The 15,289-nt window shown below is 43.6% G+C and carries 17 protein-coding genes; 15 read left to right on the plus strand and 2 right to left on the minus strand.

Going from position 1 to position 15,289, the window contains the following annotated elements; translation table 11 throughout:
- The first annotated feature begins 17 nt into the window (after positions 1–17).
- From atpE to LU297_RS06650, 10 genes are all read left to right on the plus strand, one after another.
- Positions 18–263, plus strand: a complete 246-nt coding sequence (atpE, locus tag LU297_RS06605) for a F0F1 ATP synthase subunit C (protein ID WP_003658962.1) — start codon at positions 18–20, stop codon at positions 261–263.
- A gap of 95 nt (positions 264–358) precedes the next feature.
- Entirely contained in the window at positions 359–826 is a 468-nt protein-coding gene (locus tag LU297_RS06610) for a F0F1 ATP synthase subunit B (RefSeq protein WP_263075759.1), read from the plus strand.
- 12 nt (positions 827–838) lie between these two features.
- Positions 839–1,387, plus strand: coding sequence for a F0F1 ATP synthase subunit delta (locus LU297_RS06615; RefSeq protein WP_263075760.1), 549 nt, complete (start codon positions 839–841; stop codon positions 1,385–1,387).
- A 35-nt stretch (positions 1,388–1,422) separates the two neighbouring features.
- Positions 1,423–2,967, plus strand: coding sequence for a F0F1 ATP synthase subunit alpha (gene atpA, locus LU297_RS06620; protein WP_263075761.1), 1,545 nt, complete (start codon positions 1,423–1,425; stop codon positions 2,965–2,967).
- Between the two features lie 92 nt (positions 2,968–3,059).
- Positions 3,060–3,932, plus strand: a complete 873-nt coding sequence (gene atpG, locus LU297_RS06625) for a F0F1 ATP synthase subunit gamma (protein WP_263075762.1) — start codon at positions 3,060–3,062, stop codon at positions 3,930–3,932.
- A gap of 54 nt (positions 3,933–3,986) precedes the next feature.
- Positions 3,987–4,379, plus strand: coding sequence for a hypothetical protein (locus LU297_RS06630; protein WP_263075763.1), 393 nt, complete (start codon positions 3,987–3,989; stop codon positions 4,377–4,379).
- 18 nt (positions 4,380–4,397) lie between these two features.
- The gene (atpD, locus tag LU297_RS06635) at positions 4,398–5,825 is read left to right on the plus strand and encodes a F0F1 ATP synthase subunit beta (RefSeq protein WP_263077350.1); all 1,428 of its coding nucleotides are present in this window, start codon (positions 4,398–4,400) and stop codon (positions 5,823–5,825) included.
- Positions 5,826–5,909: 84 nt separating this feature from the next.
- A complete protein-coding gene (locus tag LU297_RS06640) occupies positions 5,910–6,329 on the plus strand; it encodes a F0F1 ATP synthase subunit epsilon (protein ID WP_263075764.1) in 420 nt (139 codons plus the stop codon).
- 74 nt (positions 6,330–6,403) lie between these two features.
- Positions 6,404–7,096 carry a response regulator gene (locus LU297_RS06645; RefSeq protein ID WP_432806286.1) on the plus strand — a complete coding sequence of 231 codons (693 nt, stop codon included), beginning with the start codon at positions 6,404–6,406 and terminating at the stop codon, positions 7,094–7,096.
- A gap of 66 nt (positions 7,097–7,162) precedes the next feature.
- A complete protein-coding gene (locus tag LU297_RS06650) occupies positions 7,163–8,842 on the plus strand; it encodes an ATP-binding protein (RefSeq protein ID WP_263075766.1) in 1,680 nt (559 codons plus the stop codon).
- Between the two features lie 47 nt (positions 8,843–8,889).
- Here the strand turns inward: LU297_RS06650 and LU297_RS06655 are convergent, their stop codons facing one another.
- Positions 8,890–10,272: an ATP-binding protein gene (locus tag LU297_RS06655; protein ID WP_263075767.1), complete on the minus strand. Its 1,383-nt coding sequence runs from the start codon at positions 10,270–10,272 to the stop codon at positions 8,890–8,892.
- A 247-nt stretch (positions 10,273–10,519) separates the two neighbouring features.
- On the opposite strand from LU297_RS06655, the gene rpsP reads away from it, so the two are divergent.
- The 4 genes from rpsP (at position 10,520) to rplS (ending at position 12,741) form a co-directional block, all read left to right on the plus strand.
- Positions 10,520–10,768 carry a 30S ribosomal protein S16 gene (gene rpsP, locus LU297_RS06660; RefSeq protein WP_263075768.1) on the plus strand — a complete coding sequence of 83 codons (249 nt, stop codon included), beginning with the start codon at positions 10,520–10,522 and terminating at the stop codon, positions 10,766–10,768.
- A gap of 140 nt (positions 10,769–10,908) precedes the next feature.
- The gene (gene rimM / locus LU297_RS06665; protein ID WP_263075769.1) at positions 10,909–11,469 is read left to right on the plus strand and encodes a ribosome maturation factor RimM; all 561 of its coding nucleotides are present in this window, start codon (positions 10,909–10,911) and stop codon (positions 11,467–11,469) included.
- 22 nt (positions 11,470–11,491) lie between these two features.
- Entirely contained in the window at positions 11,492–12,238 is a 747-nt protein-coding gene (trmD, locus tag LU297_RS06670; RefSeq protein WP_263075770.1) for a tRNA (guanosine(37)-N1)-methyltransferase TrmD, read from the plus strand.
- 134 nt (positions 12,239–12,372) lie between these two features.
- The gene (rplS, locus tag LU297_RS06675) at positions 12,373–12,741 is read left to right on the plus strand and encodes a 50S ribosomal protein L19 (RefSeq protein WP_263075771.1); all 369 of its coding nucleotides are present in this window, start codon (positions 12,373–12,375) and stop codon (positions 12,739–12,741) included.
- A gap of 33 nt (positions 12,742–12,774) precedes the next feature.
- Here the strand turns inward: rplS and LU297_RS06680 are convergent, their stop codons facing one another.
- Positions 12,775–13,296 (minus strand): PaaI family thioesterase, encoded by a 522-nt coding sequence (locus LU297_RS06680; RefSeq protein ID WP_263075772.1) that lies wholly within the window; start codon positions 13,294–13,296, stop codon positions 12,775–12,777.
- A 122-nt stretch (positions 13,297–13,418) separates the two neighbouring features.
- Between LU297_RS06680 and uvrC the strand changes: the two genes are divergently transcribed.
- A complete protein-coding gene (uvrC, locus tag LU297_RS06685) occupies positions 13,419–15,263 on the plus strand; it encodes an excinuclease ABC subunit UvrC (protein ID WP_263075773.1) in 1,845 nt (614 codons plus the stop codon).
- The last annotated feature ends 26 nt before the right edge of the window (positions 15,264–15,289 follow it).

The raw sequence follows: 15,289 nt of genomic DNA on the forward strand, positions 1-15,289 counted from the left end.
GGTCATAAGGAGACATCATGGATCCAGTAATCGCTCAGTACACTCTACTTGCAGTAGCTCTACTAATCGGTGCAGGTGCACTAGCAACAGGTATCGGCTTTGCTATCCTAGGCGGTAAATTCCTTGAAAGCACTGCTCGTCAGCCAGAACTAGGCTCACAACTACAAACTAAAATGTTTATTGTAGCAGGTCTGCTTGACGCCGTACCAATGATTGGTGTTGGTATCGCAATGCTACTATTGTTCGCCAACCCATTCGCATAAGCTGAAACTGTCAGTTTACACGAACCATCTTTGTGGTTTAATCAAGTCACAAAGATGGATTATCACCTGACTTTCACTAACAACGAGGTGATTGGATGATCAATCTAACCATTATCGGTCAGTTGATTGCGTTTGCGATTTTTGTGCTATTTTGCATGAAATTCGTATGGCCGCCACTGATCGGCGCGATTAATGAGCGTCAACGCAAAATTGAAGAAGGCTTAAATGCCGCCGAAAAAGCCAAAGCAGATTTGGCTTCTGCTGAAAAGCAAGTTGAACAAGAATTTGCTGCAGCAAAAACAGAAGCAGCTTCCATCATTGAGCGTGCAAACAAAACCGCCAATCAGATGATTGAAGATGCAAAAGCTCAAGCACGCCTTGAAGGCGAGCGTATCATTGCCCAAGCCAAATCGACTGTTGAGCAAGAAGTTGCCCAATCTCGTGAAGAGCTTAGAAAGCAAGTCGCTCAATTGGCTGTTTTGGGTGCAGAAAAGATTTTGCAAGACAAAGTCAATGAACAAGAACACGCCAGCATGCTTGACCAGTTGGCGGCTAAGCTGTAATTAGAGGATATCATGGCTGAACTATCTACCTTAGCAAGACCATATGCCAAAGCAGCATTTGACTATGCTAAAGAGCAAAATGCAATCAACGAATGGGAGTCTTTCTTGTCGATTGCAAGTAGCATTGTACGCGATGAATCTTTTGCTTCATTGTTAAGCAATCCAGCCATTTCTGCAGGTCAAAAGGCAGATGTGTTATTAGATGCCTTTGGGAAATTATCAGCAGAGCAAGCTACTCAGGCGTTAGGTAATTTTACCAAACAGCTATCTGAACATGACCGTTTGGCATTGATGCCAGAAATTCATGCTCATTATAGTAAGCTAAAATCACAAGAGCTAAAACAGGTTGACGCTTATGTTACTTCGGCCTATCCGCTAACAGAAGCCCAGCGAAAAACCCTGCAAGAGAAACTTGCAATTTCAACAGGCTCTATCGTCATTTTACACGAAGCTGTTGATGCAAGTCTTGTCGGTGGGGCAACCATTAAGGTTGGCGATAAGTTTACCGATGGCTCGGTGCGTGGCAAGTTAAAACAATTAAAAACTCAGCTTACCGCTTAAAGTGGTAAGTTGTTGAAATTAAAGGAAACAAGGCAATGCAACAATTGAATCCAGCCGAAATCAGCAATCTGATTAAGCAGCGTATTCAAGACCTTGACGTAGGCGCAACTGCAAAAACTGAAGGCGTTATCGTCAGTGTGTCTGATGGTATTGTACAAATTCATGGCTTAGAAGAAGCTATGTACGGCGAAATGATTGAGTTTGAAGGCAATGTTTATGGCATGGCTCTAAACCTTGAACAAGACTCTGTTGGTGCTGTTGTACTAGGCGACTATTTGAGCCTTCAAGAAGGTCAAAAAGCATATTGCACAGGTCGTATCTTGGAAGTTCCAGTAGGTCCTGAGCTATTAGGTCGTGTTGTTGATGCGTTGGGTAACCCAATTGACGGCAAAGGCCCAATCAATGCAAAACTTACCGATAAAGTTGAAAAAATCGCTCCGGGCGTTATTGCTCGTCAATCAGTTGATGAGCCTGTCATGACTGGTTATAAAGCGGTTGACACCATGATTCCTATCGGTCGTGGTCAGCGTGAGCTTATCATTGGTGACCGCCAAACTGGTAAAACAGCATTGGCAATCGACGCCATCATCGCTCAAAAAGATTCTGGCATCAAATGTATCTATGTTGCTGTCGGTCAAAAGCGTTCTACCATTGCTAATGTCGTACGCAAACTAGAAGAAACTGGTGCGTTGGCATACACCACTGTTGTTGTTGCATCTGCTTCTGAACCAGCAGCATTGCAATACATCGCGCCGTATTCTGGCTGTACAATGGGCGAATACTTCCGTGATCGTGGCGAAGATGCTTTGATTGTTTATGATGATTTGTCTAAGCAAGCTGTTGCTTATCGTCAAATCTCTTTGCTACTACGCCGTCCACCAGGGCGTGAAGCGTATCCAGGCGATGTATTCTATCTACATTCACGCCTATTGGAGCGTGCTAGCCGTGTCAATGCCGACTATGTGGAAGCTTTCACCAATGGTGAAGTTAAAGGTAAAACAGGTTCATTGACTGCATTGCCTATCATTGAAACACAAGCAGGTGACGTTTCTGCATTCGTACCAACTAACGTGATTTCTATTACTGATGGTCAGATTTTCTTAGAATCAAATCTATTTAACTCAGGTATCCGTCCTGCGGTAAACGCTGGTATCTCGGTATCTCGTGTTGGTGGTGCAGCCCAAACTAAGATTATCAAAAAACTATCAGGCGGTATCCGTACTGCATTGGCACAGTATCGTGAGCTTGCAGCATTCGCTCAGTTTGCTTCTGACCTAGATGACGCTACCAAGCAACAACTAGAACACGGTGTTCGTGTTACTGAATTGATGAAGCAAAAACAATACGCACCAATGTCTATTGCTGATCAAGCTGCGGTAATTTATGCTTCTAACGAAGGTTACTTGGCAGATGTACCAGTTGAGAAGATTGGTGCATTTGAAGAGAGCTTCTTGCGTTATCTGCGTAGCGAGCACGCTGCCTTGATGACAGAAATTGATGAGACTGCCAACTATAATGACGATATCGAAGGTCGTCTAAAAGCAGCAGTTGAATCATTTAAGGCTACTCACAGCTTCTAAGCTGTTTATGAGCAAGGTTTATGGTGTGTTAAACATCAGTTGTTAACGCACCATAAACCCATTTAAAGAATAAGTCCAGTATTGGAATAATTATGGCAAGCTTAAAAGAAATACGTGCAAAAGTAACCAGCATCAAAAGTACGCAAAAAATCACGCGTGCAATGCAAATGGTGGCTGCCAGTAAAATGCGTCGTGCACAGGAGCGAATGGAATCTGGTCGTCCCTATGCTGATGGAATGCGTCGAGTTATCTCGCATTTGGTGCAGGCACAATCAGACTATAAGCACCCATATATGGTAAGCCGCCCTGTAAATCGTGTTGGTTTTGTGGTGGTAACATCTGATCGTGGTTTGGCAGGCGGTTTGAACATCAACCTGTTCAAAAACTTACTGAAAAAAGTAAAAAGCTACCAAGAGCAATCGGTAGAAGTTGAATTTGCTGTCATCGGTGCAAAAGGTGTTAGTTTTTTCAGAAACTTTGGTGGCAAAGTAACTTGTGTTGTGACAGATTATGGCGATAATCCATCGCTTGAACAAATTAGTACACCTGTGCAAACCATGCTAAATGATTACACAAATGGTCATTTGGATCGCATTTACTTGGTGTATAACCAATTCATCAATGCAATGGCACAAAAACCAGTGGTTGAACAAATTGTACCATTGGCAGAGGGTGAGTTTGATGAAGAAATGCAAGTGTCGCATAGCTGGGATTATATCTACGAGCCTGACACCAAGACTTTGATTGACAGTCTGCTGTTGCGTTATATTGAATCCATCGTCTATCAGTCGGTTAGAGAAAATATTGCCTCTGAGCAATCTGCTCGTATGGTGGCAATGAAAGCCGCCACAGATAATGCTGGTAATTTAATTAAAGATTTACAGTTGGTTTATAACAAGTTGCGTCAAGCAGCGATTACCCGAGAGATTTCGGAAATTGTTGGCGGTGCTGCAGCTGTTTCATGATCAAATCAGACATTGTGTCTCATGTGAATTTTTAAACATGGTAAGGAATAAATAATGAAAACAATGACTCGCTCTTTGGCGATGGCTGGCTTAGTTGCTGTATTGGCGACTGGCTGTGCTACTTCTGGCAATGTTGCTATCAAAGATCAGACGCAGCAGAGCATTGATTCTGTGATTGTAAAATCAAAAACCACCAAACAAGAAGTTTTAAACAGATTTGGTGCTGCCGACTCTGTTTCATTTACTGATAGTGGTAATGAAATTTGGACATATCGTCATTCTAGATCAAAGCCAATGGCGAGAAATTTTATCCCTTATAATGTTTTTTCTTTGGGAGATAATGTCAAAACCAAAGAGCTGGTTATTTTGTTTAACGCCAACGGGGTGGTTTCTAATTACACATTTAGAGAGACCGACAATCAAGCTAAGTTTGGCATTGCCCAATAAGATAAGACATTGGAGAATATTATGAGTGGTCGTATTGTACAAATTATCGGTGCGGTTATTGATGTGGAGTTTGACCGCGGTCAAGTGCCACAGATTTTTGACGCACTTCATGTCGATGGTACAGAAACAACCCTAGAAGTTCAGCAACAGTTGGGCGATGGCGTTGTTCGTACCATTGCGATGGGTTCAACTGAAGGTTTAAAGCGTGGCTTGACCGTATCAAATTCTGGTGCACCGATTTCTGTTCCAGTTGGTCAAGCAACCCTTGGTCGTATTATGGATGTGCTTGGTCGCCCAATTGACGAAGCAGGTCCTGTCAATGCCCAAGAAAAATGGTCTATCCATCGTGAAGCACCAAGCTATGATGAGCAATCAAACTCAACCGAATTGCTAGAAACTGGTATCAAAGTAATTGACTTGCTATGCCCATTCGCTAAGGGTGGTAAAGTAGGCTTGTTTGGTGGTGCAGGTGTTGGTAAAACCGTTAATATGATGGAATTGATTAACAACATCGCATTGAAACACTCAGGTTTGTCTGTATTTGCTGGTGTGGGTGAGCGTACTCGTGAGGGTAACGACTTCTATCACGAAATGCAAGAGGCTGGTGTTGTTAATACCGAAGACTTTACCAAGTCGAAAGTAGCAATGGTTTATGGTCAGATGAATGAGCCACCAGGAAACCGTCTGCGTGTTGCATTGACTGGCTTGACCATGGCGGAATATTTCCGTGATGAAAAAGATGAAACCACTGGCAAGGGTCGCGATGTTCTATTGTTCGTAGATAACATCTATCGTTATACTTTGGCGGGTACAGAAGTATCAGCATTGCTAGGTCGTATGCCTTCTGCGGTAGGTTATCAGCCGACATTGGCAGAAGAAATGGGCTTGCTACAAGAGCGTATTACTTCTACCCAATCTGGTTCGATTACTTCTGTACAAGCGGTATATGTACCTGCTGATGACTTGACCGACCCATCACCAGCAACAACTTTTGCTCACTTGGACGCAACAGTAGTACTAAGCCGTGACATCGCTTCACAAGGTATCTATCCTGCGGTCGATCCGCTAGATTCTACTTCTCGTCAGCTTGACCCACAAGTGATTGGCGAAGAGCATTATAATGTTGCTCGTGGTGTGCAAGAAGTATTGCAACGCTATAAAGAGCTAAAAGACATCATTGCCATCTTGGGTATGGACGAATTGTCAGAAGAAGACAAGTTGGTGGTGTATCGTGCTCGTAAAATCCAGCGTTTCCTATCACAACCATTCCATGTGGCGGAAGTGTTTACTGGTGCACCAGGTAAATATGTTGCCTTGCGTGATACCATTGCTGGCTTTAAGTCAATCATCGAAGGCGAATACGACCATCTACCAGAGCAAGCCTTCTACATGGTAGGCGGTATTGATGAAGCGATTGCTAAGGCTGAAAAACTAAAAGCTGCCTAAGCATTCATTAACCTGTTCTGATGGCATAGGGTCATCAGAATGGGTTTGATATTGATTATTTCCTATCATTTTGGGAGTAAAAATATGGCTACTTTTAAATGCCGAGTAGTAAGTGCTCGTGAAGAGCTATACGCTGGCGATATTAGTATGCTAATCGCCACAGGTCATAATGGCGAGATTGGTGTGTTGGCTGGTCATACACCGCTAATTACCTTGCTAAAACCAGGTGCGATGCGTCTAAAATCTGCTGATGGTACCAGCGAGGAAGTGATTTATGTGTCTGGCGGTGTGCTTGAAGTACAGCCACATGTAGTCACTGTCTTGGCGGATAGTGCCGAACGAGCTGGCGATTTGGACGAAGTAAAAATTGCAGAAGCTCGTCGTGCAGCAGAACAAATGTTAAGCAACCAAAGCAATACTTTGCAAACAAATGCAGCATTGGCAGCATTGGCGGAATCTGTGGCACAGCTACAAACAATCCAAAAATACAAAAACCGTGCTTAAAAGATTGTCTGTCGTCATATGAATGATGATGTTTTTGAGGATAAAAGATGACTGCAACGCCTGAAAAAGAAGGTATGCCAAGAATCCTGATCGTGGAAGACGATGAAAGATTGGCAACATTGACACAGGATTACCTAAGACGCAATGACTTAGATGTGGCATTGGAAACTGATGGAACTCGTGCGATTCGCCGCATCATCAGTGAACAACCAGATTTGGTCATCTTGGATGTCATGTTGCCAGGCAGTGATGGCTTGACAGTATGTCGTGAAGTCCGTCCACATTATCAACAGCCGATTTTGATGCTGACTGCTCGCACAGACGATATGGACCAAGTTTTAGGTCTAGAAATGGGTGCTGATGACTATGTGGCAAAACCAGTTCAGCCACGAGTTTTATTGGCTCGTATTCGTGCGTTGTTGCGTCGCTCAGATTCTGCACCTACTGACGAATCACCACAGCGTTTGGAATTTGGCGATTTAGTCATTGATAATGGCGGTCGTTCTGTCACCTTAAATGACGAGTTGGTTGATTTTACCAGTGCAGAATATGACTTGCTGTGGTTACTTGCATCAAATTCTGGTCGCATTTTGTCTCGTGAAGATATTTTTGAGCGTCTGCGTGGCATTGAGTACGATGGTCAGGATCGTTCGATTGATGTGCGAATTTCTCGTATTCGCCCAAAAATTGGCGATGACCCAGAGAATCCTAAGCGTATCAAAACGGTTCGTAGCAAGGGCTATTTATTTGTCAAAGAAGGCAACTAATGATGTCCAAAAACATAAAAGCTGGCTTGATGGCTGGCTTTTATCATTTGTAATAGATGTAAGATTATGGCTTTGATTTCTTTGACCGAGCGAAGTATTTTTTTTCGTATTTATACAGGTCTATTATTGGTCTGTGTTTGCGTGGGTTTTTTTGCGTATTTTTTGGTGGACACGCTTAATCAGGAGCGAGTGCAGTCTTATCGTGAAAAAATCGCCACAGGGGTATTTTATGTGGTCGGTCAGGAAATTGCCAAACAAAAAACCCCAGAAGCACGACAGCTTAGGCTTTCTGATGCCAGCAATTTGTTCGGACACTCATTTTCTGTTGTACCCATTGCTTCGGTTGATTTAAAAGCAAGAGAATGGCGACTGCTTGAAGAAGAAAAGACGGTGGTTCGTTATCTTGCCACCAGCAATGAATATGTGATTTTTCATCGCATCAGTGGCGAAGATAATCTATTGACGGTCAAAATGAGCCAGATTGGAGAACGACATCTTAGGGCTTTGACGATTTTTGTGCTAGATGATTTGGCGTATTATCCAAGCATTCGAGAGCAACAAGCTCGATTAGAATTTTTGAGTCAAAAATTTTCTTATAAAATTGCTTTGACCAATTTTGACAATATTAAGCTTGACCAAGACCAAATTGCAAGGCTAAGACGAGGCGAGCCTGTGCTGATGTTTGATAATGATAATGGGCTACATAATTCCAAAATTTCTATCGTGGCAGCTTCTAATGTCGAAGATGTAGCGATGGTCATTGGTCCGATTGAGCTGTTTAATTGGGCACCTTTTAACCTTATGGTCAGCGTGGCATTAACTTGTATGCTGCTGATTGGCTTGGGGGTTTATGGCTTGATTTTTCCTTTGGAACGCAGATTGCGTCTGTTGCAAATTGGGGTTGATCGGGTGTCATCTGGCAAGCTGGACACCAAAGTGCAGGTCATCGGACAAGATGATATTGCCAGATTATCCATGACTTTTAATGCAATGACGGCTCATATTAAGCGATTGATTGAGGCACAAAGAGAGCTGACCCGTGCTGTGTCGCACGAACTTCGCACACCTGTTGCCCGTATTCGTTTCGCGGTTGATATGTTGGCGGACACAGACGATGGTGAGTCTCGACAACTGCAAAAAAACTATATTGATGAAGACATCGAATCCTTAAATGAGCTGATTGATGAGATTTTGACTTACGCCAAACTAGAAGAGGGTTCGCCAAAACTTGATTGGGAAATGGTTGGCTTGCGTGAGTTGATTGAGCAAATCGAACGAGAAACGAATGCATTAGGCAAGCCCATTAAGATTTTGACCGATTTACCATCACCCAAAGTCGCTGCAATGGCGGATAGGCGTTATCTGCATCGTGTGGTACAAAACTTGGTGGGTAATGCGATTCGTTATGCCAACGCATCGGTTAAGGTGAGTGCGGGCATTCATAAAGACACTGCCTATGTCTGCGTGGAAGATGATGGACAAGGCATTGCTGAGGCTGACCGAGAAAAGGTATTTGTGCCATTTGCACGCTTGGACGACAGTCGCACCCGTGCGTCAGGTGGTTATGGTTTGGGCTTATCCATTGTTAGTCGAATTGCATTTTGGTTCAATGCTGAATTAAGTGTTGATGAAAGCCCAACGCTTGGTGGTGCAAGATTTATGATGCGATGGCCGATTAAGCAGGTGGGCGTGGTGATTGTGGCTGATGAACTAACCCAGCAAAAGGCTGAAAAAACCTTAATGTAATCATACCAAAAAATCCCCAGCGTCAGGCATGGGGATTTTTTATTGGTTTAGCCTAAGGTTTCTTCTAGTGAGTCATCTTGAAAGGCAATCGATTTTAGAGGAATTTTGACACAGACTTGCAGACCACCATTTGGGTGATTTACCGCCTCAACCGTTCCTTGATGAAGTCTGGCAATACGACTAACAATCGCCAGACCCAAGCCACTGCCTTGCACGGTACGAGCAGACTCTCCTCGTTCAAAAGGGTGCATGATGCGTTCTAATTGGTCTTCGGCAACGCCTTCGCCTTCATCTTTGACGCACAAAATCAACATCGGATATTGGCTATCGTCATTGGGCGGTGCGATGCTTGCCAGTAGATGAATGGGTTGTTCGCCGTAGCGAATGGCATTATTCACCAGATTGATGATGAGTCTTTTAATGGAAAGAGGGCGAACTGGCACAGACTGATTGACGGTGGATTCATAAATAAAGCGAGTACCACTAAACTGTATCATAATTTCTTTGAAGATGGTTTCAAGGTCGGTTGGTCGCACCGCCTCATCAGAACCATCTTTCATAAAGGAAATGAACTGCTCCAAAATGGCGTCCATGTCATCAATATCATATACTAAGCCCTCTCGGAAAAATTCGTCAGGCAGCATTTCAGCGGTCAGACGCATTCTGGTTAATGGTGTACGCAAATCGTGACTGATGCCCGCCAGCATAATCATTCGTTCTTTTTGAGATTGATTGAGTGTGGTAAACAGTTGATTAAAGGCGGTGTTTACTTGACGAATCTCGTTTGGACCTGTCTGAGTGGGCAGGGTGGTGGCATAGCCTTGCTCGATATAATCACTGGCGGCTTTTTCTAGTTTTTTGAGTGGACGATTAAGCCCACGCACCAAAATAAGAATGGTTAAAATGGTCAATAAAGGCAAGCCAATGACAAAACCAAATAACACGCCCGTGCTGTACTGCGAATAAAACATCATGGGCTCACGAATCCAAATCTTTGGATTGGCACTATCGTGAATCCACAGCTTGGGCGTGGGTTTAAACTTAAAATAAACCTCTACTTCTCGACCCAAGTCTGCTGAGATTTGGTCAGCTAATATTTGGGTAACATGACTGATGATGAGTTTGTCATTGACATCGGGAAACTCATTGGGGTCATCGATGATTTCAATGTGTGTGTTGCGTTTTAGCCATTCAACAACCAAAGGTTTGTCGTACCATCGGTCATCAGCGGTGGTGAGCAAGCGAATTTCACTGGCAAGATAACTGGCATGATTTTTTAGCTCTGGTAAATACAGACTTCTCCAAAATAACCATAAAGAAAGCCAGACACTAACAAAGACGATAAAAAATACCACCACGACCGTTCGTAGTGTGTTGGAGTGTAGGCGATGGCGAAATTTTCCCAAAGTGGCGTTTGTTTTTTTATTCATAAGAAAAACACATCATCTAATCGCAATTAGCCCATTGTATCACAGCTTTTGTTGGGCTTTTGTAGATAATTTACACAAAAATAGATTTTTTGCTTTTAAGATGACAAAATACTTGCTATAATGACGGCTTTAATGGTTCAGGTTCGTGTCGGCTCATCCTCAACTTTATCGAATCTGTATCATGCTCTAATTCTTGCAAACATTTTTCGTTATTTTCATACAATTTTATTTGTACAAGAGAGTTATCATGGTAGTTATTCGTCTAGCCCGTGGCGGTTCAAAAAAGCGTCCTTTTTACCAAGTCGTTGTTGCTGACAAGCGTGCAGCTCGTGATGGTCGTTTTATCGAAAAAATCGGTTTCTTCAACCCACTAGCTCGTGGTCAAGAAGTTGAAACTCGTATCGACCTAGAAGCCTACAATGCGTGGATTGCAAAAGGTGCACAACCTTCTGACCGTGTTGCTTCTTTGGTAAAAGCGCTAAATAAAGCTGCTTAATCCTAAGTCTTAGACAGGCGGTTTGCGTTCGATTGAGCGTAAACCGTTTTGTGCTATATTTTAATCGATTTCAATTTTATTTATCATTTGATGAATACGGTTTAGATGATAAATAAAATGAACAACGAAGAGCTGTCATTGTGAATACTGCTACACCTAATCCATCTCGTCAAACACCGCCTGATGCGTCTGAGTTGATTAAGATTGCCACCCTAAAAAAACCTTATGGCATTAGAGGTTGGCTATGGGTATTTAGCGAAACCGATGAGAGAGAGGGTGTTTTTGCAATGTCGCCTTGGTGGATGAAAACCGCCACAGGATTTAAACCCTTAACCGTCAAAGAATGGCGAACACAAGGGGCTGGTTTGGTGGCAAGTTTTGTTGAAATTGCCGACCGCAATGTCGCTGAGACCATGAATGGCACGACCATTTGGGTGCATAAAGACAGTTTTCCAGCCCTTGATGACGATGAATATTATTGGTCGGATTTGGTGGGTTTGACAGTCATCAATGAACAAGAAGAAAACTTGGGCGTGATTAAATCATTGTTTGAGACTGGTGCTCATGAAATCATCACGGTCAAGCCAACCGCCGATAGTATTGATGATGAAGAAAGACTTATCCCTTGGCACAAAGACATCGTTTTGTCGGTGAATTTGGCTGAGAAAACCATGCGTGTGGCATGGGGGTCTGACTACTAAATGATGGCGTTGGACGAATAGCGTGTTTTTTGCAGTCATCAGCATCTTGCCAGAAATGTTTGATGCCATCACTCAGTTTGGTGTGGTGGGGCGAGCCTTAAAGCGTCAGCAGGCGACGGTACATTTAATCAATCCACGAGATTTTACGACGGATAATTATCGACGCATTGATGAGCGACCTTTTGGTGGTGGACCGGGTATGGTCATGATGGCAGAGCCACTTGAAAAAGCCATTTTGCACGCCAAAGCATTGGCAAGCCAGCATGGTTGTCAAATGAGCCGATGCCCTGTGGTCTATCTATCCCCACAAGGCAAAACGCTGTGCGAACAGACGACAGTACAGATGCTGGATATGGACGGCATGATTTTATTATGCGGTCGTTATGAAGGCATTGATGAGCGATTGCTTAACTGTTATGTGAACCAAGAAATTTCTATTGGCGACTATGTATTGACAGGTGGTGAGCTGCCTGCCATGGTATTGATGGACAGTGTGATTCGCCGATTGCCTGCGGTGATGGGCGATGATTTATCAGCGGTGCAAGACTCCTTTGTTGATGGGTTGCTTGACTGTCCTCATTATACCAAACCGCTGGTTTTTCATAATCAAAGCGTGCCAGAAGTGCTGCTTTCTGGACATCATGCCAATATTGCCAAATGGCGGTTTTTGCAGCAGGTCAAACGTACCAAAGACAGACGACCTGACTTATGGCAGGCATTTGAACCAACCAAAGAACAAGCCAAATGGCTAAAAGATTTCAAAGATTAACTTTCGCCTGAGTGGTTCAGGTACACGATTGATTAGTCAATCGTCTTTAAAAACGATGGTAAGCGACTTTTTAACCACAGTGCATTGCACAAAAAAGTACTCAGCCTATGCCATGATTATTTAGGAGAATTCTTGTGAGCAACAAGCATCCTTTGGTACAATCTATCGAAAACGCTCAACTAAAAGACCACCCAGCATTCGCACCAGGCGATACCGTTGTGGTTCAAGTTAAGGTTCGTGAAGGCGACCGTGAGCGTCTGCAAGCATTTGAAGGCGTGGTTATCGCTAAGCGTAACCGTGGTCTAAACTCATCATTCACCGTGCGTAAGATTTCTAGCGGTGTTGGTGTTGAGCGTGCTTTCCAATTGCACTCTCCACTAATCGCCAGCATTGAAGTGAAACGCCGTGGTGATGTACGCCGTGCGAAGTTGTACTACCTGCGTGAGCGTTCTGGTAAGTCTGCTCGTATTAAAGAAAAATTGGGTGCAAAAAAAGACGCTTAATCGTCCAATTTTCCCCATCAAACCCCTAAGTGTTTACTTGGGGGTTTGTTTTTTGATGAGAAATGTTTTATTGATGATGGCGATGGGTTTTTGGTGTGTGTCGCTGATGATGACCTGATAACTGCGTTCCATGCTTGGATTGTCTTGACAGTGTGCCGTGATGATTTTTAGTTCTTCGTTGTCAATCTTGATGCGTGCGATGGCTTTGTCTTGACTGGCTTTGATGAATTGGATTTGGCTGGATAGTTCGCTGATGTGGTAATCTTTGCCCAATTTGTGCGATAATAGCATCATCAAAAAAGGGTCTGCCATCATATACAGATTGCCACCAAAATGATTGCCATCAAATCCTTTGTTGAGCTTGGTTAAGGGTAAATGAACCACGCACAGCCCATTATCCAAATCCAGCAGCTCCAACCGAATTCCTGCCCCTAAAAGTGGTGCAAAGGTGTTGGCACGGCTTTTTAATAAATGAGGCAGCAACTGCGGATAAGTGGCTTTTTTGCCTTGTTTGACCAATTTGCCAAGTTTATGTTTGGTGGATTGCCAGACCATCATCAGTCCCTTTCATAACAAAAATACTGTGAATAATTTTGCCATATTTTGCCCATAAAATAAAGTTGTATAAAAATAATACACTTGTTTGGCGAACCATGAGCACCATAATGCGATAGACGATGAGCGATTTTTCTAATAATGACACCATGTCATCAAAACAACGGTTAAAAGAAACCGTAAAATCTTTGCCAAATTTGCCAGGCGTGTATAAGATGCTGGGCAAATCGGGGGAGATTTTGTATGTTGGCAAAGCAAAATCACTCAAAAATCGAGTGAGTAGCTATTTTGCCAAAACCATCGAACACCCCAAAACACAGGCATTGGTACAAAGAATCTGTGATGTAGAAATCATCATCACACGCAGTGAAACTGAGGCCTTGTTGTTAGAACAAAATCTCATCAAAAATCATCGCCCGCCTTATAATGTGATTCTCAGGGACGATAAATCCTATCTATATGTATTTGTTTCAACAGATAAATTTCCACGCCTAAGTTTTGGACGAGGCAAAGGCAATCACACCCAAGGTCGATTTTTTGGCCCTTACCCATCAGCACATGGTGCTAAGCAGTCGTTGCAGCTCATGCAAAAATTATTCATGATTCGAAATTGTACCAATAGTTTTTTTGCTGCCAGAAAAAGACCTTGTCTAGAATACCAAATCAAACGATGTAAAGCCCCATGTGTTGGGCTGGTGTCGCATGAGGAATACAGTCAAGATGTGCAGGCAGCGTTGGGTTTTTTGCAGGGAAATTCTGACCAAGTACAACAAATGCTGGTGCAAAAAATGGAGCAAGCCGCCCACAATCTTAACTTTGAGCAAGCGGTGTTTTATCGAGACCGCTTGACGATGATTAGTGAGTTGCAGGCACAGCAAGCGGTGTTTCGCTTGGAGGGCGAGGCAGATGTGTTTGCCATCAGCGAGATGGCTGGTACCAGTGTCATTCATGTATTGACGGTGCGTGGCGGGCAAGTTTTGGGTGGCAAAAATTATTTTCCTGATGGCATTGCACCTGATGCCAAAAGCCGTGCAGAGCGATTGTCGGAATTTTTATTGTCGTTTTATTTTCAGGTCAGTGATGATTTACCCAGCGAAATCATCGTCAGTGACGAGCTTGATGAAGTGATGGCGATAGAATCGGTGTTGATGCAGGAATTTGCAAAAAAACCACAGATTAAACACCGAGTACAAAAACATCGCAAGGAGTGGCTGGACATCGCCAAGCTCAATGCTGACAATGCACTCAAAACGCAGCTTAAAGACCAAAGAGAGCTGCACGCCAGATTCACCGCTTTGCAGTCTGTTTTGTCATCGGTCACCTCAAACACCATTAATCGCATTGAATGCTTTGACATCAGTCATACGATGGGCGAGGCAGCGATTGGTTCGTGCGTGGTGTTCGACCAAGGCGGTATGCGAAAACGAGATTATCGCCAATATGCCATTCACGACATCACAGGTGGCGATGATTATGCAGCGATGCGTCAGGTTTTGGGCAGACGATATGCCAAAAATCCTTTGCCTGATTTGCTATTGATTGATGGCGGCAAGGGGCAGCTAAACATCGCCAAAGAGGTCTTGATGGAGCTTGGTAAACTTGACGAAACCCTGCTGGTCAGCGTGGCAAAAGGCGAGGGTCGAAAGGCAGGATTGGAGGTGTTGCACTTTATTGAGCATGAACCGATGGATTTACCAGCCGACCATAAAGCATTGCATTTGATGATGCAAGTGCGAGATGAGGCTCATCGATTTGCCATCACCGCTCATCGTAAAAAGCGAGATAAAAAACGCAGCAGTTCGGTGCTTGAAGTCATTCCAGGATTGGGGCAAAAACGCCGCCGAGATTTGCTTAATCACTTTGGTGGCATTGGACAACTTTTGGGAGCCTCAGAAGAGCAAATCGCCCAAGTCAAAGGCATTGGCAAAGTATTGGCAGGCACGATTTATAAATCTTTACATGAATAAAGCTATATCGCCAGACATCAAAAAAA

This window comes from Moraxella nasicaprae (assembly GCF_025643275.1).
GTDB lineage: Bacteria > Pseudomonadota > Gammaproteobacteria > Pseudomonadales > Moraxellaceae > Moraxella > Moraxella nasicaprae.

Excerpts from the sequence above, each read along its gene's own strand:
- atpG (WP_263075762.1), top strand. The coding sequence starts at position 3,060 with ATGGCAAGCTTAAAAGAAATACGTGCAAAAGTAACCAGCATCAAAAGT.
- LU297_RS06655 (WP_263075767.1), bottom strand. The coding sequence starts at position 10,272 with ATGAATAAAAAAACAAACGCCACTTTGGGAAAATTTCGCCATCGCCTA.
- LU297_RS06615 (WP_263075760.1), top strand. The coding sequence starts at position 839 with ATGGCTGAACTATCTACCTTAGCAAGACCATATGCCAAAGCAGCATTT.
- atpE (WP_003658962.1), top strand. The coding sequence starts at position 18 with ATGGATCCAGTAATCGCTCAGTACACTCTACTTGCAGTAGCTCTACTA.
- LU297_RS06610 (WP_263075759.1), top strand. The coding sequence starts at position 359 with ATGATCAATCTAACCATTATCGGTCAGTTGATTGCGTTTGCGATTTTT.
- uvrC (WP_263075773.1), top strand. The coding sequence starts at position 13,419 with ATGAGCGATTTTTCTAATAATGACACCATGTCATCAAAACAACGGTTA.
- atpA (WP_263075761.1), top strand. The coding sequence starts at position 1,423 with ATGCAACAATTGAATCCAGCCGAAATCAGCAATCTGATTAAGCAGCGT.
- LU297_RS06645 (WP_432806286.1), top strand. The coding sequence starts at position 6,404 with ATGCCAAGAATCCTGATCGTGGAAGACGATGAAAGATTGGCAACATTG.
- LU297_RS06630 (WP_263075763.1), top strand. The coding sequence starts at position 3,987 with ATGAAAACAATGACTCGCTCTTTGGCGATGGCTGGCTTAGTTGCTGTA.
- rpsP (WP_263075768.1), top strand. The coding sequence starts at position 10,520 with ATGGTAGTTATTCGTCTAGCCCGTGGCGGTTCAAAAAAGCGTCCTTTT.
- LU297_RS06650 (WP_263075766.1), top strand. The coding sequence starts at position 7,163 with ATGGCTTTGATTTCTTTGACCGAGCGAAGTATTTTTTTTCGTATTTAT.
- LU297_RS06640 (WP_263075764.1), top strand. The coding sequence starts at position 5,910 with ATGGCTACTTTTAAATGCCGAGTAGTAAGTGCTCGTGAAGAGCTATAC.
- LU297_RS06680 (WP_263075772.1), bottom strand. The coding sequence starts at position 13,296 with ATGGTCTGGCAATCCACCAAACATAAACTTGGCAAATTGGTCAAACAA.